Raw genomic sequence first — 19,405 nt, 5'->3', positions numbered from 1 at the left:
AGGCGGCATTATAGAGATGTTCATCACATTGGCAAGTGTTTATTAAAGAAAGATGCAAAAATAACGATTACATGGCGAATAAACACTCAAAGCCTCATTTGTGCAAGTTTAACTACAGAGTACTTACAAAATAACCACAGACTTATCCACAATTGCTCTGATTTTCATCCTAGAAAACAAAAAAGCTGCCTCATGGCAGCTTTTTAAATGGCAACGAGTCTAAATCCCAGAACCATATTGCTCTCCATCATCTTCATGGAGACCACATTCGCGTTTCAACCCATTAAAACGAGTTTCCTCTTCAGTCATACCCGGTTCCCACTTCTTAGTTGTATGTGTATCTCCAACAGAAAGGTAACCCTGCTCTCGAAGCGGGTGATAACCGAGACCATGCTCTTCTAGGTAATAGTGAACATCTTTATTCGTCCAATCGATTACCGGCAAAAATTTAAACACACCATTTTGGATAGATAAGATTGGCAAATTTGCACGCGATTGAGATTGCTCTCTTCTTAAACCGGAAAACCATGTCCCAGCCTCGAGCTCATCCAACGCTCTTCTCATCGGTTCAACTTTATTAAGCTTGTTGTACTTCTCTATCCCTTCTATACCTTGATCCCAAAGTTTTCCATATTGCGCTTCTTGCCAATTAGGGCTCTGTTGGGCGCGAAAGACTTGAAGGTTTAGAGTCAACTTCTGACTTAACTCATCAATAAAGCGATAGGTCTCCGGAAATAGATACCCTGTGTCAGTCAAAATAACCGGAATATCTGGTTTTGCTTGGGTCACTAGGTGCAACATCAATGCTGCTTGGATTCCGAAACTAGAAGACACAACATGTGTCCCTTCTAAATTATCTAAAGCCCACTTAACTCTTTCTAATGCGGTTAGCTGCTCTAACTCTGCGTTGATTTGTCCAAGACGAAGTATTTGCTCCGTCTTAGTCAATGCGAGTAGCTCTGCTAACTTCAATTTTGAAGCGACAGAATTATGCATGCAGATCCCTCTTGGAAATGATCACCTCTTCGATGATGCCAGCTCGGATTGTAAAATCACCGAACCCTTCTTTGTCGTTGCGTTCTATAGCCCAACGTCCCACCAGCGCATCAATCTCTTCTAAGATCTGAGCTGATGTGATGTTCTCTTTATACATCTTAGGGATACGAGTTCCGGCCTTGTTGCCACCTAGGTGCATGTTGTAACGCCCCGGAGCCTTACCCACCAAACCAAGTTCAGCCAACATTGCACGACCACAACCGTTTGGACAACCTGTGATTCGAAGGATGATGTTATCTTCTTCTGGTAATCCATGTTTTTTCAGAATGTCTTCAACATCCGTTACAAACTCAGGAAGAAAGCGCTCAGCTTCTGCCATTGCTAAAGGACATGTTGGGAAAGCCACACACGCCATTGAGTTTTTACGTTGCTCTGAAACAGCATCATCCATCAAGCCATATTGACGCGCCAGTTTTTCAATCTTGGCCTTTTGACTCGTCGACACACCCGCAACAATTAGGTTTTGGTTTGCAGTCATGCGGAAGTCACCTTTGTGGATCTTCGCTATTTCAGCAACACCTGTTTTCAGAGCTTTACCCGGAAAATCAAGTAAACGACCATTCTCGATGAATAACGCCAAGTGGTGCTTACCATCAATGCCTTCCGCCCAACCAATGCGATCACCACGGCCAGTAAACTCATAAGGACGGCTTTCAGAAAATTCTACGCCTGCACGCTTTTCTACTTCTGCTTTGAATACATCAATACCAACACGGTCTAGTGTGTATTTGGTTTTTGCATTCTTACGGTTTGAACGGTTACCCCAGTCACGCTGAGTTGTTACCACCGCCGCTGCTACATCTAACGTTTTATCTAATGGCACAAAACCAAAGTCGTCAGCTTTACGTGCATAAGTAGAGGTATCACCATGTGTCATAGCAAGACCGCCACCGACTAACACATTAAAGCCCACCAGCTTTCCGTCTTCAGCAATAGCAACAAAGTTAAGATCGTTAGCATGGACGTCCACATCATTTTGCGGAGGAATGACAACCGTCGTCTTGAACTTACGCGGTAGGTAGTTGCTACCAAGGATAGGTTCTTCATCCGTTGTTTCTAGTTTTTCACCATCTAACCAGATTTCTGCATAAGCACGAGTCTTCGGTAATAGATGTTCACTGATCTTTTTCGCCCACTCGTAAGCTTCTTGATGAAGTTCAGATTCAACCGGGTTTGTCGTACATAGAACATTTCGGTTTACATCACCCGCTGTCGCAATTGAATCAATGCCAATGCTATTTAGCGTTTGGTGCATCAACTTAATGTTCGGCTTCAAGACACCGTGGAACTGAAACGTTTGACGAGTTGTTAGACGAATTGAACCGTAAGAGGTACTTTCGTCTGCGAACTTATCAATCGCCAACCACTGCTTAGGGGTAATGATGCCACCAGGCATACGAGCACGAAGCATGACGTTATGTAACGGTTCGAGCTTTTGTTTGGTACGTTCGTTACGAATATCACGGTCGTCTTGTTGATACATACCGTGGAAACGAATCAACTGAAAGTTATCAGCAGTAAAGCCACCTGTTATGCGGTCTTGGAGATCTTGTTCAATCGTACCGCGTAGGTTATTACTTTCACGCTTAAGACGCTCATTGTCAGCCAAAGGTCCAAGTACTTGACCTAGCACTTCTTGCTCTATTACTTGCTTGCTCATTAGTACACATCCCTTTGGTAACGTTTCGCTTTACGTAAATCATTAATATATTGTTCAGCTTGCTCGCGGCTCTGGTTGCCATGCTTTTCCGCTATCGAAACTAACGCTTCATGAACATCTTTAGCCATTCGAGTCGCATCGCCACAGACATAGAGGTACGCGCCCTCTTGCAGCCATTGCCACACCTGCTCTGCTTGTTCGATTAAACGGTCCTGAACATAAACCTTTTCTTTTTGGTCACGGCTAAAGGCAACATCGAGCTTAGTTAGCGCGCCAGACTTGAGGTACTTTTGCCATTCAACTTGGTATAAGAAATCTTGAGTAAAGGTACGGTCACCAAAGAACAACCAGCTTTTTCCTTCAGCATCATTGTTTTCACGCTCTTGAACAAAACTGCGGAACGGTGCGATACCGGTACCCGGGCCGACCATGATGATTGGTGTATTGTCGTCTTGTGGTAATTTGAAGTTATTGTTGTTCTCAACAAACACCTTCACTTCACCACCCTCTTCAAGACGTTGAGCTAAGAAGCTAGAAGCTCCGCCTAAACGAGACTCTTCGCCTTTTTGGTATTCAACCAAACCAACCGTCAAGTGAACTTCTTCATCTACTTCTGCTTGGCTTGATGCAATAGAATAGAGACGCGGTGTCAGCTTACGTAACAGGCCAATTAACTCATCAGCCGATAGCTTAGTTTTCTTCTCAGCTAAAACATCGACAACTTGAGTATTACCCGCGTATTCACGAAGCTTGTCTTTATCTTCCACCAGCTTGATTAACTTCTTGCTGCCCGATAACTCAGCAAACTTAGTCACAAGTTGAGGGTTTGAAGTGGTAATCTCAAATTTACTCACTAGCGCACTATGGATAGATAGATTCTCACCATCGACATCGACACTTTCGATACCCGATAACCCAACCTTAGAAAGAATCTGATTTGCGAGTTCTGAACTGTTTTCATACCATACGCCTAGCGCATCGCCGGGTTGGTAGGTAATGCCCGACTCATCAAGATCAATCTCGATATGACGAACATCTTTACCCGAGTCACGACCCGTGATCTTTTGACTGGTTAATAGTGTCGCTGTATATGGATTTTGTTTGGTGTATTGCGAATGACCGGCGGCCGCTTGACCGACTGGTAATTGAACCACATCGGCTTCAGTGCCTGTCGATAGCGTCTCTTTTACTTGCTCTAATGCTTTAGCGCGCCATTCCGTTGCTGATTCTTCGTAATCAACATCACAATCAAGACGGTCGACAAACGATTTAGCACCAAGCTTAGCGAGGAAGCTATCGAAGTCTTTAGCCGTTTGGCAGAAGAACTCATAGCTTGAGTCACCTAAACCAATCACACCGTATTGTAGGTTTGATAATTTTGGCGCTTTCTTCGATTGTAGGAATTCATGCAACTCAATAGCGTTATCAGGGGCTTCGCCCTCACCATTGGTTGAAGCCACAAAAATGACGTGTGTCTCTTTGGCTAGGTTCTTACCTTTATAATCACTTGCATCGAAAAGCTCGACAGCAATACCTAAGGCTTTTGCTTCTGCCTCGAGCGATTCAGCGACGCCTTTAGCATTACCGGTTTGAGAAGCGAAGATAATGCTGAGCTTACCCGCTGGCTTAGCCGCTACTGCAGCGGCCGCTTGAGCGATTGGCGCAGCAGCACCGACAGGCTGAGCTTGGCTCACTCCCCAAAGGTATCCACTGACCCATGCCAGTTGCTGTGAAGACAGTTCAGAAACAGTTTGCTGAAGATGACCTAATTGTTGGTCATTAAGTGGTGCTGCTAGCCCAGGTAACTCATTAGCCCCAGACTGTGCATTATTGTTTTGTGAAGACTCTTTCTTATTTAAAGACATGGTCACGACATCCCTAATCATTGCGTGACGATAGATTAACCACTCCTTTTAATAACAAGAAAGAATAGAAAAGTATGTTTTATAACTTTTTGGAAGTAAAAACCGATTGAAACGTAAATTGTCTTACTGGTTTTCAATGCGTACTTGCTGAAAGCCAACCGCCATTGCCGACTTAGATGCCAAGTCTAAATCCGCGTAATGACATTCTTCACCATGAACATCAGTAAGCAGAACGAAGCCACCACCCATATGACGAAACTCCACAACCCAAGACCCTTCTTGAATTGAGGGCTCTATGATGGCTTCAACTAACAGGTTTTCTCTATATAAATTTCTCAATTCATTGAGTGTCATATTCCATCCCTTGCTTTGACCTCACTACATAGACCTTATAAGAATAGACGCAAATTAGCTCTCTGTATTAAGGATGGTCGAAAGTGATGAATGTGCTAACTAATTCCAGAAAGATATATACTCAAGTAACCAATAGATATAAAAAAACGCCACTTAATAAAGTGGCGTTCTTAAAATTCGTTCTAAATTTGCTTTATATGGCCTAGAAGCGCACTTCAGCACCAGCAAACCAACCATCGACCATGACAAAGCTCTTGCCTAGTTCTGAGCTAAAGAACTCATCCGAATCTAAATCGATAACACGGTAACCACCACGCAGGGCAATCTCAGATTCTGCTACTGGAATTCGGTACTGAACACCCGCCATCAAGTCAGTGCTCTTAATACCACTGCTATCACCAAACTCGATGGTACCAATGATATCGAAGTTGGTGTCAGGAACGTTGATCTCTGCGTTACCGTAGAAGCTCCAAGTAAATTCATCAAAGGTTGCTTGAGTACTCGTTTTAGGCTCAATGTAGTTAGAGTTTGAGTACTGAGTGAACGTCACACCTGCATCAAAGTTCATCAGCTTGTGATCTAACAACGTGTAATAGAAGGTGTAATCGTACTTATCGAAAGCCAATGAATCTGCATCAACAGAAGTATAGCGAAAGCTAGCGTTTGGTAGCATCGGGGCATTATGCTCAAATGCGAAATACAACGAAGGTGAGTTAGAGTCATCATCTTGTCTAACTTCGTTTAGCTTTGTACTTCCCCACCACATATCGGCACCGACTTTAGCCGTGTAAGAAAACTCTTCTTCAGCAGACACTGCCGAGCTTAAAGATAGCATTCCCACTAAAGCAATTAATGGCATTTTATTCATTTGAGATAGCTCCAATTCCATATCGTTGTGCTAATTGTATGCACATTCATAGATTATTGGGGAAAATTCTATCACACATCTTAAATTCTCAAACGATAAACCGCTGACGATCAAAGATTTGACGACACCATGATCTTAGTAACGTCTTTGGTTAGAACTGTGTACAAAGTTTTTGAAAAACCACACACCGATTGCAATCACGATCAACCAAGGCAGTAACTTAAACACGACGCCCATCATACCTAAGACCAACATGACTAATAACGCCACTCCGGTTGCAGCCAATACCGTCATAAACGTGATACCAGTGACAAGTAGAGTCGCAACGAAAATAAGAACAAATATTAATTCAAACATAATGGTCTCCCTAATGAGTTAATGACCTATCTTTCCTACTTTCTAACATTGCAGCTTCCATACCAAGTGTGCCAAACCAATAAAACCCTTATTTATCAGATAAATAAAAAGCCACACATCTTCATGCGTGGCTTTTCAGAAACTTACAGTGGTAAATTTAGCCTCTAGTGGCGAATTTAACCTTAAGTTTTTAACTTAGAGGGAGCTTAAACATTTAGCTCTTTAGGGATCTTAGCCAATGCTGTTTGCATCACTTCAATACCTGCACCTTTCTTATGCGCATTCTCACTGATGTAACGACGCCATTGTCTTGCGCCCGGCATGCTTTGGAATAAACCAAGCATATGACGAGAGATGTGCCCTAGGCTTGCACCGTTTGAAAGTTCACGTTCGATGTACGGATACATCTCTTCAACTACTTGTGAGCGCTTCTTAATTGGCGTATCCAAACCAAAAATCTGTTGATCAACTTCAGCCAAGATAAACGGGCTATGATAAGCCTCACGACCGATCATCACACCATCAAGGTGTTGCAAGTGCTCTTTAGTTTGCTCAAGAGTAGTAATGCCACCATTCACAGCAATCACAAGATCAGAGAAGTCTTTCTTGATTTGGTATGCACGATCGTAATCTAGCGGTGGGATCTCGCGGTTCTCTTTCGGGCTAAGGCCACTCAACCATGCTTTACGAGCATGAATAGTAAATTGCTCACAGCCGCCTTTTTCAGAAACCGTCGAAACAAACTTAGTCAGAAACTCATAAGAGTCTTGGTCATCGATACCAATTCGCGTTTTCACAGTAATTGGAATATCAGTCACTTCTTTCATCGCCGATACGCAATCTGCCACCAGCTCAGGTTCAGCCATCAAGCATGCACCAAAACGACCATTCTGAACTCGGTCTGAAGGACAACCTACATTTAGGTTTACTTCATCATAGCCACGCTCACCAGCAAGCTTGGCACAAGCTGCTAAATCAACAGGGTTTGAGCCGCCAAGTTGAAGAGCAAGAGGATGTTCTTGCTCGTTATATTCTAGAAAGTCACCCTTACCATGTAAGATCGCACCTGTGGTTACCATTTCCGTGTACAGAAGCGTCTGCTGAGAAAGCAAACGGTGAAAGTAACGACAGTGGCGGTCAGTCCAATCGAGCATGGGTGCAACAGAAAGTCGGTTACTAGCGTATTTACTGGTTTTATTAGTGTTTGTCATGATTCAGTCTCAATTAATACTGTACAAACATACAGTGAATTACCTAGAATTAAACGGAATTACTTCCTGTAGTACCCCTCAAGTACCCCTTTAGGAGTTGGACAATGGCAAGTTATACCATCGAGACCAGAAAGCTAAAAAGCGGTGAACCAAGGTTCAAGGTAACAATCATCGTTAAAAAGAATTCGCGCATTATACACAGGGAAAGCAAAACTCTAAAAAAGAAAGCACTCGCTAAAGCTTTCGGTAAAAAAAGGGTAGCTGAACTAGAAGCTCAAGGGGTACTCAATCAGCCAAAAACTGTACCCCTTTCGGTACTCCTCGATTTGTTCATGGCAGAGCGTGACCTTTGGGACAATACAGGCCGAACAAAACGCTATGTGATCAAAATGCTTAGGGATTGCGACATCGCCCAAGTTGAGAGTAATCAGCTACGAACTAGCGACTTAATCGAGCACTGTAAAAACAGAAGAGGCGCAGGAGCAAAACCCGCAACGATTTATCATGATATTGCTTACCTGCGTTCTGTAATGAAAAAGTCTAAGCCTGTCTTCAACATCGACACCAATCACCAGATATTTGATGAAGCCGTACCCGTTCTTATTGATATGGGGTTAGTCGGTAAGAGTCAGAAACGAACACGTCGCCCTACTTCTGAAGAGCTGAAGCTTTTAAAGCTTGGATTAGAGCAACGTGAGTCTTTCAGACCAAACGGCAAAACTCGAATCCCATTCACTGACATTTTAGAGTTCAGCATTCTCACTTGTATGCGAATTGGTGAAGTCTGCAAACTGCGTTGGGAAGACCTCAACCAAGAACATAAAACGATACTCGTTAGAGATAGAAAAGACCCAAGAAAAAAAGAGGGTAATCACATGATTGTTCCGTTACTTGGTGAATCATTCGAGATCGCACTCAAGCAACCCAATAAAGGTGATCTGATTTTTCCGTACAATTCACGAAGTGTCAGCGCAGGCTTTCAGCGAGTACGAAACGAATTAGGTATTGAAGATTTGAGGTACCACGATTTGAGAAGAGAGGGAGCAAGTAGATTGTTTGAAAAGGGCTACTCAATTGAAGAAGTAGCCCAAGTAACTGGCCATCGGAATTTGAACATTCTGTGGCAAGTTTATACGCAGCTATTTCCGCATAAGCTGCACATGAAGAATACAGTTAAGTCGATATAAAAAACTTAAATTTAATTATCTGCAAGAGACAAACTTGAAACCACCTTTGAATCTTTATTTGGTACATAATTTAACTTTACTAGCTCGTCTTCAACTATCGCATCTAACTCCAAATCAAAATAGGTGCGTTCAAACTCTATCGACTTTAGGTCTAGCCCAAAACTTTCAGGAAGGAAGCCTCTCTTTGTGATTTTTACTTCATTGGGGCTACCATCTTTCAGGCTTTCCAATATTTTTTGGTACTCCTCCAAGCTGACATCATACTTGAAAGGTACAATATCGTTACCCAACACAATTTCTTCTCCATCAAGCAAGCTTGTAACGTAGGTCAACGTTTCATATTCATCAGCTGATAATTCAAAGTCACTGAAGATCGGCTGTGGAAGAGCGAATTTTTCTGATATTTTTTTATAGCAATCAAGAATATGAATAACGTCTCCGAATTCTCTGAAAAACTTTAAAAGGTCTTGTTTCTCGTCCCCAAGAGACATTGGTCCTATAGACTCACCACATCTAAGCTCTAACCCAATACTTAAAGCTCCACCCGATTGAAGAATCTCTTTGGCCATTAATAGCTTATTAAAAAACGGAATTCGATTAACACGTTTACCATTCCACAACGAAGTCTTAATGACATAATTGCATGTCACTTTAGGCTCTTGAGTATCTGAAAGGTCATAAAAACACGATATATGAATCAGCTTATTAAACGCAAAAGCTTCAAACTTTAAGCCGTTTTTCAATCGAAACTGCTTCCCTTTAAAGCTTCCAAGAAAGACTTGCTGTGATTGTGAAACAGCATAAAGGTCAACAGTAACCTTACTTGATGCAGGTTTTATAACTAGCTCTTTATCCCCACTGACATTATTACCTATTGTTTCAAACAGTTTCGAGCCGGTAAATTTAAAGCTTTCATTGGATAGCCTTACTGGTTTACCGGTTTCTCTCATCATATCCATATTAGATTCAAATTCTTCTCCATCAGACTTGCTCATTGATATTGAAAAACTTGCATCATGAGTTAGAGGCGTAATACGTCTAAGTGCTGTGCCATTGATTATATTAGTTTGAACTGAAAATCGATCGTCTAACTGGTTAAGGTGATCGTCAATAAAACCAACCATCTTTGATGGTACATCAGCAGAAAAGATGGTGTCCTTACCAGATACATAATCCAATGTGTTTTTTAGTGCTTTTGATTCAATTTCTTCTTTAGGGAGGAGTTGCTTACCAAGGCTATTTCTTGCAAAGATTAACGTTTGCTTCTTCCAATCACGTAAGAGCTCTTCAGAGTAAGAACCATCATCAACATCGATAAGCCTAGAACAAGTAGTGCATAACCAAATACCATTGTCATAATGCTTTCTTTCTGCTTCTGTTTGCTCTTTCTTATAACGAGGTCCTCCAGGTGCAGCTGCACAAATATGAGCTGCGACCCCCACGTTCGATAATGAACAGTTATCAATTTTAGACGCTAAGGTAAGAACTCTACAGTCGGGTTTTGAACATAAGTTCGCAACGTGCTCTCTTAACAAGCGTTTAGTCGATTCAAGAAAATCATGCCTTTTATGAATTGGAGCCATTCACTACAACCTATGAAGTTAACATTGAAGAAACAGCAACACTCTATCCCTTAACTGCATAAAACGACAAGGTATTATTGTGGATCCTTGTTTGTTTTCTCTAGCTCGATAACTCTTACTTTCAATTCGCCTAATCCAATTTTGAGCCAATCAATATCAACTCTAATCGCAGCGACTGTAGCCATACTTGAGACGCACCCTGTAGCAACCGCGACTATTAGTGTTTGATACTCAGCCATTTACTTAAACTCATTACGCAGGGTTTCCCATAGGCCAAATACTATGGGAGCACTTGCGCCAATAATGCCACCGAATTGAACACCGTCTGCCGATATGCTCGCGGTGATAAGTTCAGGGTGACCAGCTACTAAAGCAGCTCCCGCACCAAGTAACGCTAAACCCTTTTTAGTGGAAGGAGCAGATCATTTTCTTCTGTTCACTTTCTATGACGCGGACTTAAATAACCAACTTTTCAAGTTCGATTCGGTGAGAGGCTTTTCCTTTACTGTGCTTTACCCATAAACGCTTTGGTTGGTATCCATTGGCACGGACCTCAACATCATAATTACCCTCTGGCAATCGCATACCGGCTTGGTACCTAGGCTTAATATTCATTATTCGAACCTTAAAACCCGGTTGGTTCTGTGCATTTGAATTGATGTACATAGGAAACTCCGTTTGGGCTTCATTATTGTTTTTAGCTGAACTCACCGGTTCGCTCTCAGCACGCTGAGTTAAATAACGAGCAAAAACACCATCCAACTCCGCTACCGAATGCTCCAAAGAGGTAGAAAACCCATCAGTAATACGCATACTTTTGTCTATTTGAGCGCCAAGTGGATGAATCAACGGTTGAGTATGTATCACCCAACGAACGGCATAAGAAGCCGACGGAGATAGTGTGTCACTGACTTGCTCTAAGAAAAAGCCAATCGTTGAGTCCGTTTGAGTGTACTTGGATGAAAATACATTCACAGGCACAACAAGAATAACGAATATGACGATAAACGAGCTGCCTATATTCAGAGCCTTGCTCTTCAAGTTCGGTGCTGGCCGTGGTTTATGGTAATTCATCAACACGATAAATTTTCCTGGCAGCTTAAACACCGTTAGGACAACGAGAAATAGCGATAGTCCCATTGATATTGGCGGCACAATGATAGAACGCAATGCCGCTTTGCCTTGTTCAGCATAAGGGCCATCATCAGCAAACTGAGCGCGTGACGCCTCAATATAACCTAGCCAATAATCTCTCTCACGCCTCACATTTGGAACAATAACCTGTTGGTAAAATTGCTTATTATTCCACGTCGCCATCATGGGCTCGACGTAATAACGTTCGCCCATACGATTCTTTATTTGTTGCTGAACTTCGGCTACTTTTTGAAAATCATTCCAAGATAAGTTCGGTTCAATGTCGTAACCCCGCTGCTTTGCCTCGGCATGCCAACGAGCTTTGGTGTCCTTCATAACTTTGTTTCTGACTGCATTTTTAAACACGCTAATTTGGTTTATTTGCCAATTGGAGTCTAAATGGATCCCCTTTCGATGAACTTGAGTACGAACCTTACTTGCTGTTGTAGAGTGGGAGCGAAACTCCGACATAGAGTCGATTCCCATAGGATAACCGGTCTCTTTTAAGAACTGTTTTTGCCACACTGCCAGTATTCGTGGTGTGTAATGAGCGACACTATTGGTATACGTTTTATCTTGAATGGCTTCTCCAGCTTGCCCTGTCGCCTGCTCAATACCGGCTTGGATAACTGATAAGCCTAGAGAACCGAATGCTTCCCCCCAAGATGTTTCACCTTTCGTTCGTCGAAAGGTTTTCTCTAACCAATAATCCATCGGTTGGTGGGGAATCGAGTTATCTTTTAATAAGCGTTCATAGCGATCTTCAATGCGGCTGATACAATTGGCTCTTGAGCTTCCTTTGCGTTTATAACAGCGTTCTTTATCATCAAATAGGTCAAAAATAGGTTGTGCAACTCTTTGTGCTCTCGCCTCTGCTCTCGTTAAATAGGCCTTACTCGCCTGTTGATAATCACGATACCCCGTCGCGACGGTCGACTCGACCTCTTCCCACGCTTGATTGGCCTTTTGATGGCGAGACTCTACCGTCTGATTATACGCCCCAACATGTTTTTGATATTGATGCCACGATTGCTGAACTTCACTCCGTAATACTTTATAGTTCGCATAGTGCTCATCGAAATTGGCGTTTGCTCGATTTTGAATATAACGATCCAAAATTTGAACTTTCTTATCATCAATATGACTTAAGAATGCATCATTGCTGTAAACCAACCCACCGATCAAAGCGAGAAAAGTCATTTCTGACGACTCGGTACTCGCCTCTGAGTTATAAGGGATCCCTTCGATATTAATCGCATTCATCGCTAAACTAGATCGCAGTACAGAGGAAAAGAAAGCCTCCTGTCTCTGCTTTGCACTACTCGGTTCAATCAACCATTTATCTATGACTGCCTTTTGACCAAAAAACACCGTTGGCCAAACCAAAGCTGTAATCACGACCAACGATGAAATAGCGCGAAACTTCGTCGTGGTCAGCCATCCTTTAAGTAGAAAATCCGCAACAATTAAAGTCACCCCGATCCCTGAGATGGTTCGGCCAAATAGCTCCGTTTTATGTAATTGAGCATCACTAACATCGATTCCACCCGCAATTTCAACCAACTTGGCGTTGAAAGCGACTTCAGGAAAAAGATAAAGAAGTGAACAAAAAAACAACAAAATAGCCAACCATTTCGGCTTCTTATTATTTGTGGTTATTACGTCCTGGCTAGGAACTGGTTTCATCTTAACGCTTCCAAAATTTGTCTATCCCTGTTCTCATCAAACATCATTTTTCTGTCGGCATCGAAATGCTGATCGCATCGTTACTTAAATTTAAATCTTCATCTTGAATATCAAACAGCACTGCTGGCTTCGCGCTCTGCGTTGTTTGCGTTCTTTTTTTCACACCTTTCACGCTAGCAGGCTTGGAATATGACACACTCCTAATGAGACCTCGGTTAGTGATGTAATGGCCATCTTTGAGGTAATCTATTTGTTCATAGAGTCGGTGAAAATCAGCGTCATTGGGTAGGCCAGCAACGGTTTCGCCTGCTAACGTTGTGGGTTGGTAGCCATTTGATTGAACGACAAGCTGTGGAGCAAGCTGCTGACAAATAGAGAACTTACTGGTATCCATGATCGCCTCATCTGGCAGAGGTCGACCTGCCTTAGCTAACGAGACCAATTGATCTTGGTGGTAATCCGTTCCGTTAATCGTATAAGTCACCACCTTCATGCCTTGCGCTTTCGCACGGCTGTAAATTGTCGCATATTGTCGGTAACTTCTTATATCAACATGTAATCCACTATTGGGGCCAAGTATTCGTTTTACCGTTTTAGCGGAATGTTTGGGCTTATGCTTACGATAACGCCCCTCCATAGCAAAGGCGCGATCGATATTCTTTTTATTTTTCTGATAATAATCATCAGAACCCATGCCTCGTTTTGCATCCCGCTTAAACTGAGCAACCGACGCCGAATGAGGCTCCCATACATACCCAAGATAAACACTTGAATTGATTTCCCGCATTTTTTTCAGAACGTCCATATCCATTGATGAATAAAAATAGTTTCTATAGGGGAGACTTTGTCTGGCCATTTCGTCGAGTTTAAACAAATCTTCCATGGAGCCATCTGATGTTTTTATTTCAATATTAAGGGGTTGTTCAATCGTTGCGTAATGGTACCAATCATTCACGGCTTCATTGAAATAAGCGGGACGATACCCATCTAATGTTCCGTCAGGGCTCCTTCCACTCAGAGAGTTCCACTCACTACTCTTCATACGACTCACGCGATATCGCTTACCATCACTACGAGCGGTTGCTCTTCCTGTTTCTATGTCGTGATGTACAACCCAATCTTTATCACGCGTCAGCATCACATCAATTTCTGCTCCATCAAAACCACTTACCGCCGCCATTTGAATCGCATTACGAGAGTTTTCAGCATAATTAGAGCTGCCACGGTGGGCGATAACATCAATAGGGCACTGTCCTTTGATGTAAGAGATATCCCCTCCCATGGTTTGATAAAGATTGCGCGATTTTAACGCCAACTGCATATCACGAAACATTTCTCGCCCCTCTGCTGAGTTATGATTCGAGATTAGTTTTGCATCTGCAGGTAATCCAAGCCCTCGCTCCAAGGTTGGTTGTGGTGGTGTTACTTTATCTGTAGATGAACATCCCTGAATAAGAGCAATAGTAGTGACAAGCAGCCCTCTTGAAAGCGTGGTTACACGTGAAGGTGGTGAAAACATGAGATCCTTATCCGTTGGTAGCTTATATGTGACATAACTGGGTTTCACACGCTGAGCACGACAAAGTCGGCCTCCAAGCACGGAGACCGCAAAGTGCTAATATATGATGACTCCAACCATTGATTTCGATTGTTGATATGTTGTTGGAGTGGACGTATTTAATGGTTTAATTTGATTGAAAGCAAAGGCTCAAAAACTCATAAATACAAATCATGATTACATTATTTCATCAAATAATAATTGAATAAGCCCTTGTTCATCTGGGATGTCATACCCCTTTCGACATGGATAAGCCAAACCATCTGTGAAGTTCAAAAACGAAAAGCTATTGTCTATGCTTTCGCTCCCCTCTTCATCCTGCCATGGTTCAATAGTACTGTTCTGTTTAGTCACGATATAACCACACGAATTGACAGGCATCTCGGTCTTACGATTTAAGACTATTTTATGATTGGAATTATTGTAGTGATTTACTCGAATCTTACCGGCTAACGCTAGATATATCGCCCCTGCGGCGCCCAAAAGCAAAGTATGGCCGATAACTTTACCTGTCGCACTCGCTACGGCGATTCCAACATTAGCAGTCGCACTCGCGATGCTTTGACCTCGGTTTCCATAACGGTCTGTAGAATACACGTAATCCACGCTATGTTTTCTTTCAACGCGAGCACGTTGTCTGACAGGAGTATGGTTTATGTACTCTTGACCACCAAAAGCATCAAAGTTGTGTATTAATACCGGAACACAATGATAAGTTTCTCCATTCCAGTTCACTACACGAGCCTTCATTTGCCATGGATAATACTCTTCATCTAAATATTTCTTACATAAAGCTGGTAACAAATGGCTAAGTAACGCTGTGTTGTGATCGCTCTGCGCCATGTTGTACAGTTCTTGCGTTATTGATCGGGCTTGCTCTTGATCTCCTGATCTTGCGGCAACGATAAAGAGAATGACCTCGCCCCAAAAAGTATCGTTGATCAAGTAGTCAACCGGCAAATTATCGATTTCGATTAAAGCTCGTGGAACATCTTCATCGGACAAAGCCTCCAATACTGCAGACAAGTGATGCACGCGATCTTGAGGCTTTGCAATAGGTTCGTAATATGCGTCCCATCGTTCAACAAAGGTCTTCCAACGCATTATTTTTTTAAACTCCTCAGTTACTCCTTCCGTGGTGAGTAACTTAGGTTCAATATATTTTGCAATGTGCTTTTTATGACCGTCTCGCTTTTTCATCGCCTTTGTGTAAATTTTGCTATCAGACTTGAATAAGTGCAGTGCTAAACCATAGCTTTCATACCATTCACCAAGGTTAAGATGACTACTTTCTAATGAAGCTTTAGCCAAAGCGTCAAAATGCTTTTTCATTTTATTCCCTTCCAATTTGACGACTTAAATAAAGATAAAGGCGATGACTAAAATAATAGCTGCGGCTATAGCCAGTTTGATGTATCGCTCATTTTTTTTAACTCTTGGTTCTTCCACTTCTTCAAGCTTATCCCTCATGGCCTTAAAGTCATCCAAACGTTGTTGATAACGTTTTTCTCTTTGATTATAGATGGACAACAGTTTCAGAAATGATTCTTTGTTTACTTGCTCCACAGCTTAACTCCAAGCATTTGAAATTAAAGACTAAAACTACAATACACCATGACAAGCTCATGTTGACAGGAGGGGTCAATAGTCTTCTTCTAGTCTATATTAGGCATCGATCTTATCGAATAAGGAACAATATGCGATAAGAAATGTGATTTAAAACAGCACATTATTGTAAGAAAAATTAATTGAGCTAAATTGAACTCAAATGAAGATGTCATATCAACTTTACCTCATACTTTTTTATAAACCTATTCACCAGATCTCTAATTCAACCTCATTAATCAGTTATGCCTTGAGTCACACTGTCATTTTGAGTTACCTTGTCTTATTCAAAGTCGTGGGTCACAATACGCTCTGTACCTGACTTTAATAGAAATCATTGGCTCCCAAAACGTAGTAACCTAGAAATAAGGTTTGATTAGGGATGTCCGATTGAATGGTGAAAAATTTGGACCACACATTAATAGAGCAAGTTGAAGGGATATGCGCATCGCGAGGCGTTAGATTAACACCTCAAAGAAAGCGAGTGTTTGAGCTCATCCTCTCTAATAAAAAAGCCTCCAGTGCTTATGAATTATTAGAGCAGTTGAAAGTCAGTGAACCGCAAGCCAAGCCACCTACAGTATATCGCGCTTTGGATTTCTTGTTGGAGCAAGGTTTCATTCACAGAGTTGAGTCAACCAATAGCTTCATATGCTGCTGCTCTTGCAATGCCAACAAACATTTCTCCCAACTACTGATCTGCGATAAATGTGGCACTGTGATAGAACTGCAGGACGATGCGCTTGTCACCCTACTCGCCAGTAACGCTGAGAAGCATGGCTTTCAATTGACGAATCATGTCATTGAATCGCATGGCATTTGCCAATCTTGCTCCTCCGAGATGAAAGAATAAGATTATAGAAGAACATTATGCGCGCTGAATTTGTAAACCCGTTTTTAGCTTCTTTGATGAACGTATTAAAAACGATGGCTTCTCTAGAATTGAAGCCACAAAAACCGAGAGTTAAGAAAGATGAAATCGCTCGTGGTGATGTATCCGGCCTAATTGGTATGGTGGGTACACAATCTCGTGGCTCTATGTCGATCACCTTTGATGAAGGTCTCGCTCTCGAAATCATGGAAAACATGCTTGGTGAACGACCAAACGGCCTCAACGAAGAAGTGACCGATATGGTGGGTGAAATCACTAACATGGTGACTGGCGGTGCGAAACGTATTCTTGCGGAAAGCGGTTTTGACTTCGATATGGCAACACCAATCGTGGTTTCCGGTAAAGGTCATACGATTCGTCACAAGTGTGATGGGGCAATCATCATCATGCCTTTCTCATCTCAATGGGGTAATGCTTTCATCGAGATCTGTTTCGAATAACAGCTGTTTATTTCTAGCAGTACTGAGTATCAACTCAAAGAAGGTTGGCATCATGCCAGCCTTTTTTATTACCTGCGATTTAACCAATGCTTGCTATACAGATACAAAAGCGCCAACCCGAAGGTTGGCGTTTTTTTGGTGCTATCAACTCAATTAAGCTTTAAGCGCTTTAAATGCGTTGATTAGACCGTTAGTTGAGCTGTCGTGAGACGTTACTTGAGCATCGTCAGCAAGCTCTGGAAGAATTTGGTTTGCTAGTTGCTTACCAAGTTCTACACCCCATTGGTCGAAGCTGAAGATGTTCCAGATAACGCCTTGAACGAAGATCTTGTGCTCGTACATCGCGATTAGGTTACCTAAAGAGCGAGGGTTGATTTGCTTAACAAGAATAGAGTTCGTTGGACGGTTACCTTCAAATACTTTGAAAGGTACAAGCTCAGCCACTTCTTCAGCTGTTTTGCCAGCCGCTAGGAATTCAGCTTCCACTGTCTCTTTTGTCTTACCGAATGCTAGTGCTTCAGTTTGAGCAAAGAAATTAGACATCAACTTCTGGTGGTGATCAGATGCTGGGTTGTGGCTGATAGCTGGAGCAATAAAGTCTGATGGGATCAGCTTAGTGCCTTGGTGAATCAGTTGGTAGAAAGCGTGCTGACCGTTTGTACCTGGTTCACCCCAGATGATAGGACCAGTTTGGTATTCTACTGGATTGCCGTCACGGTCAACAAATTTACCATTCGATTCCATGTTGCCTTGTTGGAAGTAAGCCGCAAAACGGTGCATATATTGATCGTAAGGTAGAATTGCTTCTGACTCAGCGCCGTGGAAGTTGTTATACCAAATACCGATAAGCGCAAGGATTACTGGAATGTTGCTTTCAAACTCAGTTGAAGCAAAGTGGTTATCCATCTCGTGAGCACCTTCTAGTAGCTCAACGAAGTTATCGAAGCCAACAGATAGTGAGATAGAAAGACCGATTGCAGACCATAGTGAGTAACGACCACCAACCCAGTCCCAGAATTCGAACATGTTGTCAGTATCAATACCAAACTCAGCGACCGCAGTTGCGTTAGTTGATAGTGCTGCGAAGTGTTTAGCTACGTGTGCGTTGTCACCCGCTTCAGCCAAGAACCAATCACGTGCAGAGTGCGCGTTAGTCATTGTTTCTTGAGTCGTGAATGTTTTAGATGCCACTAAGAATAGCGTTGTTTCTGGGTTAAGAGGCTTAAGTGTCTCAACGATGTGAGTGCCATCTACGTTAGAAACGAAGTGCATGTTTAGGCGAGTTTTGTATGGCGTTAGTGCTTCAGTCACCATGTATGGACCAAGATCCGAACCGCCGATACCGATGTTTACAACATCAGTGATCTCTTTACCTGTGTAACCTTTCCACTCACCAGAAACGATGCGGTGTGTGAACAGTTCCATTTTTGCTAGTACAGCGTTAACTGCTGGCATTACGTCTTTGCCGTCAACCATTACTGGCTTGTCGCTACGGTTACGTAGAGCAGTGTGAAGTACTGAACGACCTTCAGTCTTGTTGATTGCATCACCACCGAACATTGCTTCGATTGCAGACTTAACTTCAGTCTCGTTCGCAAGAGCAAATAGGTGCTGCATAGTTTCAGCATCGATAAGGTTCTTAGAGTAATCCACTAAGATGTCAGAACCGAAACGAGTAGAAAAGCTCTCGAAACGCTTTGCATCTTGAGCAAACAGCTCTTTCATATCCATATCTTGAGCAGACTCAAAATGTGCCGTTAGAGCTTTCCACGCTTGTGTTTGCGTTGGGTTGATATTTTTCAACATGGTATCTATCCCGATGTTACTGTAGGTTTTATTCTAAACGTCACCTGGGTGATGAATAGAACCCCCGATTAGGCGAAAGTTTATATTTTTCTGTGATGACCAAACCGCGTCACCACTGAAAGATTCTTTGTAATTTTTTTTCA

Annotated in this window: 17 protein-coding genes; 4 read left to right on the top strand and 13 right to left on the bottom strand. The window is 42.4% G+C overall.

The window, feature by feature from the left end:
• Positions 1–207, top strand: a 207-nt coding sequence (locus tag AB4512_RS13125) for a hypothetical protein (RefSeq protein WP_206361182.1), incomplete at its 5' end; no start/stop codon positions are given.
• Positions 208–219: 12 nt separating this feature from the next.
• On the opposite strand, the gene AB4512_RS13120 is transcribed toward AB4512_RS13125, so the two are convergent.
• The 7 genes from AB4512_RS13120 to dusA form a co-directional block, all read right to left on the bottom strand.
• Entirely contained in the window at positions 220–996 is a 777-nt protein-coding gene (locus AB4512_RS13120) for a phosphoadenylyl-sulfate reductase (protein WP_017059954.1), read from the bottom strand.
• A complete protein-coding gene (gene cysI / locus AB4512_RS13115) occupies positions 989–2,716 on the bottom strand; it encodes an assimilatory sulfite reductase (NADPH) hemoprotein subunit (protein WP_372175012.1) in 1,728 nt (575 codons plus the stop codon). The genes AB4512_RS13120 and cysI overlap by 8 nt, the downstream gene beginning before the upstream one ends.
• Entirely contained in the window at positions 2,716–4,581 is a 1,866-nt protein-coding gene (locus tag AB4512_RS13110) for an assimilatory sulfite reductase (NADPH) flavoprotein subunit (RefSeq protein ID WP_136981990.1), read from the bottom strand. Before AB4512_RS13110 ends, cysI begins: the two co-directional genes overlap by 1 nt.
• Positions 4,582–4,704: 123 nt before the next feature.
• Positions 4,705–4,935, bottom strand: coding sequence for a hypothetical protein (locus tag AB4512_RS13105; RefSeq protein WP_004735813.1), 231 nt, complete (start codon positions 4,933–4,935; stop codon positions 4,705–4,707).
• Positions 4,936–5,137: 202 nt separating this feature from the next.
• Entirely contained in the window at positions 5,138–5,803 is a 666-nt protein-coding gene (locus tag AB4512_RS13100; RefSeq protein ID WP_372110812.1) for a TIGR04219 family outer membrane beta-barrel protein, read from the bottom strand.
• A gap of 135 nt (positions 5,804–5,938) precedes the next feature.
• The gene (gene pspG / locus AB4512_RS13095; protein ID WP_017059950.1) at positions 5,939–6,160 is read right to left on the bottom strand and encodes an envelope stress response protein PspG; all 222 of its coding nucleotides are present in this window, start codon (positions 6,158–6,160) and stop codon (positions 5,939–5,941) included.
• 206 nt (positions 6,161–6,366) lie between these two features.
• Positions 6,367–7,371 carry a tRNA dihydrouridine(20/20a) synthase DusA gene (gene dusA, locus AB4512_RS13090; protein WP_019822275.1) on the bottom strand — a complete coding sequence of 335 codons (1,005 nt, stop codon included), beginning with the start codon at positions 7,369–7,371 and terminating at the stop codon, positions 6,367–6,369.
• 104 nt (positions 7,372–7,475) lie between these two features.
• Here dusA and AB4512_RS13085 point away from each other — a divergent pair, with 104 nt between their 5' ends.
• A complete protein-coding gene (locus AB4512_RS13085) occupies positions 7,476–8,558 on the top strand; it encodes a tyrosine-type recombinase/integrase (RefSeq protein WP_372175011.1) in 1,083 nt (360 codons plus the stop codon).
• An 11-nt stretch (positions 8,559–8,569) separates the two neighbouring features.
• On the opposite strand, the gene AB4512_RS13080 is transcribed toward AB4512_RS13085, so the two are convergent.
• The 5 genes from AB4512_RS13080 to AB4512_RS13060 form a co-directional block, all read right to left on the bottom strand.
• Positions 8,570–10,141: a hypothetical protein gene (locus AB4512_RS13080; RefSeq protein WP_372175010.1), complete on the bottom strand. Its 1,572-nt coding sequence runs from the start codon at positions 10,139–10,141 to the stop codon at positions 8,570–8,572.
• Positions 10,142–10,597: 456 nt separating this feature from the next.
• Positions 10,598–12,961, bottom strand: a complete 2,364-nt coding sequence (locus AB4512_RS13075; RefSeq protein WP_102398012.1) for a hypothetical protein — start codon at positions 12,959–12,961, stop codon at positions 10,598–10,600.
• Between the two features lie 43 nt (positions 12,962–13,004).
• Positions 13,005–14,480, bottom strand: coding sequence for a glycerophosphodiester phosphodiesterase (locus tag AB4512_RS13070; protein WP_017065767.1), 1,476 nt, complete (start codon positions 14,478–14,480; stop codon positions 13,005–13,007).
• Between the two features lie 216 nt (positions 14,481–14,696).
• A complete protein-coding gene (locus AB4512_RS13065; RefSeq protein WP_017059943.1) occupies positions 14,697–15,851 on the bottom strand; it encodes a hypothetical protein in 1,155 nt (384 codons plus the stop codon).
• 24 nt (positions 15,852–15,875) lie between these two features.
• A complete protein-coding gene (locus AB4512_RS13060; protein WP_372158703.1) occupies positions 15,876–16,085 on the bottom strand; it encodes a hypothetical protein in 210 nt (69 codons plus the stop codon).
• Between the two features lie 433 nt (positions 16,086–16,518).
• Here AB4512_RS13060 and zur point away from each other — a divergent pair, with 433 nt between their 5' ends.
• Both zur and AB4512_RS13050 read left to right on the top strand, forming a co-directional pair.
• Positions 16,519–16,977: a zinc uptake transcriptional repressor Zur gene (zur, locus tag AB4512_RS13055; protein ID WP_017059941.1), complete on the top strand. Its 459-nt coding sequence runs from the start codon at positions 16,519–16,521 to the stop codon at positions 16,975–16,977.
• A gap of 17 nt (positions 16,978–16,994) precedes the next feature.
• On the top strand, positions 16,995–17,456 hold the full coding sequence (locus AB4512_RS13050; RefSeq protein ID WP_017059940.1) for a chemotaxis protein CheX: 462 nt from the start codon (positions 16,995–16,997) through the stop codon (positions 17,454–17,456).
• A gap of 153 nt (positions 17,457–17,609) precedes the next feature.
• On the opposite strand, the gene pgi is transcribed toward AB4512_RS13050, so the two are convergent.
• Positions 17,610–19,262, bottom strand: coding sequence for a glucose-6-phosphate isomerase (gene pgi / locus AB4512_RS13045; RefSeq protein ID WP_017071572.1), 1,653 nt, complete (start codon positions 19,260–19,262; stop codon positions 17,610–17,612).
• Between the last annotated feature and the right edge of the window lie 143 nt (positions 19,263–19,405).

Source organism: Vibrio sp. 10N.222.52.B7, from assembly GCF_041474275.1.
Lineage (GTDB): Bacteria > Pseudomonadota > Gammaproteobacteria > Enterobacterales > Vibrionaceae > Vibrio > Vibrio crassostreae_C.
This window is presented reverse-complemented; position numbering and strand designations above follow the sequence as displayed.

Excerpts from the sequence above, each read along its gene's own strand:
- dusA (WP_019822275.1), bottom strand. The coding sequence starts at position 7,371 with ATGACAAACACTAATAAAACCAGTAAATACGCTAGTAACCGACTTTCT.
- AB4512_RS13080 (WP_372175010.1), bottom strand. The coding sequence starts at position 10,141 with ATGGCTCCAATTCATAAAAGGCATGATTTTCTTGAATCGACTAAACGC.
- AB4512_RS13075 (WP_102398012.1), bottom strand. The coding sequence starts at position 12,961 with ATGAAACCAGTTCCTAGCCAGGACGTAATAACCACAAATAATAAGAAG.
- AB4512_RS13120 (WP_017059954.1), bottom strand. The coding sequence starts at position 996 with ATGCATAATTCTGTCGCTTCAAAATTGAAGTTAGCAGAGCTACTCGCA.
- AB4512_RS13100 (WP_372110812.1), bottom strand. The coding sequence starts at position 5,803 with ATGAATAAAATGCCATTAATTGCTTTAGTGGGAATGCTATCTTTAAGC.
- AB4512_RS13065 (WP_017059943.1), bottom strand. The coding sequence starts at position 15,851 with ATGAAAAAGCATTTTGACGCTTTGGCTAAAGCTTCATTAGAAAGTAGT.
- AB4512_RS13085 (WP_372175011.1), top strand. The coding sequence starts at position 7,476 with ATGGCAAGTTATACCATCGAGACCAGAAAGCTAAAAAGCGGTGAACCA.
- zur (WP_017059941.1), top strand. The coding sequence starts at position 16,519 with ATGGTGAAAAATTTGGACCACACATTAATAGAGCAAGTTGAAGGGATA.
- cysI (WP_372175012.1), bottom strand. The coding sequence starts at position 2,716 with ATGAGCAAGCAAGTAATAGAGCAAGAAGTGCTAGGTCAAGTACTTGGA.
- AB4512_RS13105 (WP_004735813.1), bottom strand. The coding sequence starts at position 4,935 with ATGACACTCAATGAATTGAGAAATTTATATAGAGAAAACCTGTTAGTT.
- AB4512_RS13110 (WP_136981990.1), bottom strand. The coding sequence starts at position 4,581 with ATGTCTTTAAATAAGAAAGAGTCTTCACAAAACAATAATGCACAGTCT.
- pgi (WP_017071572.1), bottom strand. The coding sequence starts at position 19,262 with ATGTTGAAAAATATCAACCCAACGCAAACACAAGCGTGGAAAGCTCTA.
- AB4512_RS13070 (WP_017065767.1), bottom strand. The coding sequence starts at position 14,480 with ATGTTTTCACCACCTTCACGTGTAACCACGCTTTCAAGAGGGCTGCTT.
- AB4512_RS13050 (WP_017059940.1), top strand. The coding sequence starts at position 16,995 with ATGCGCGCTGAATTTGTAAACCCGTTTTTAGCTTCTTTGATGAACGTA.
- pspG (WP_017059950.1), bottom strand. The coding sequence starts at position 6,160 with ATGTTTGAATTAATATTTGTTCTTATTTTCGTTGCGACTCTACTTGTC.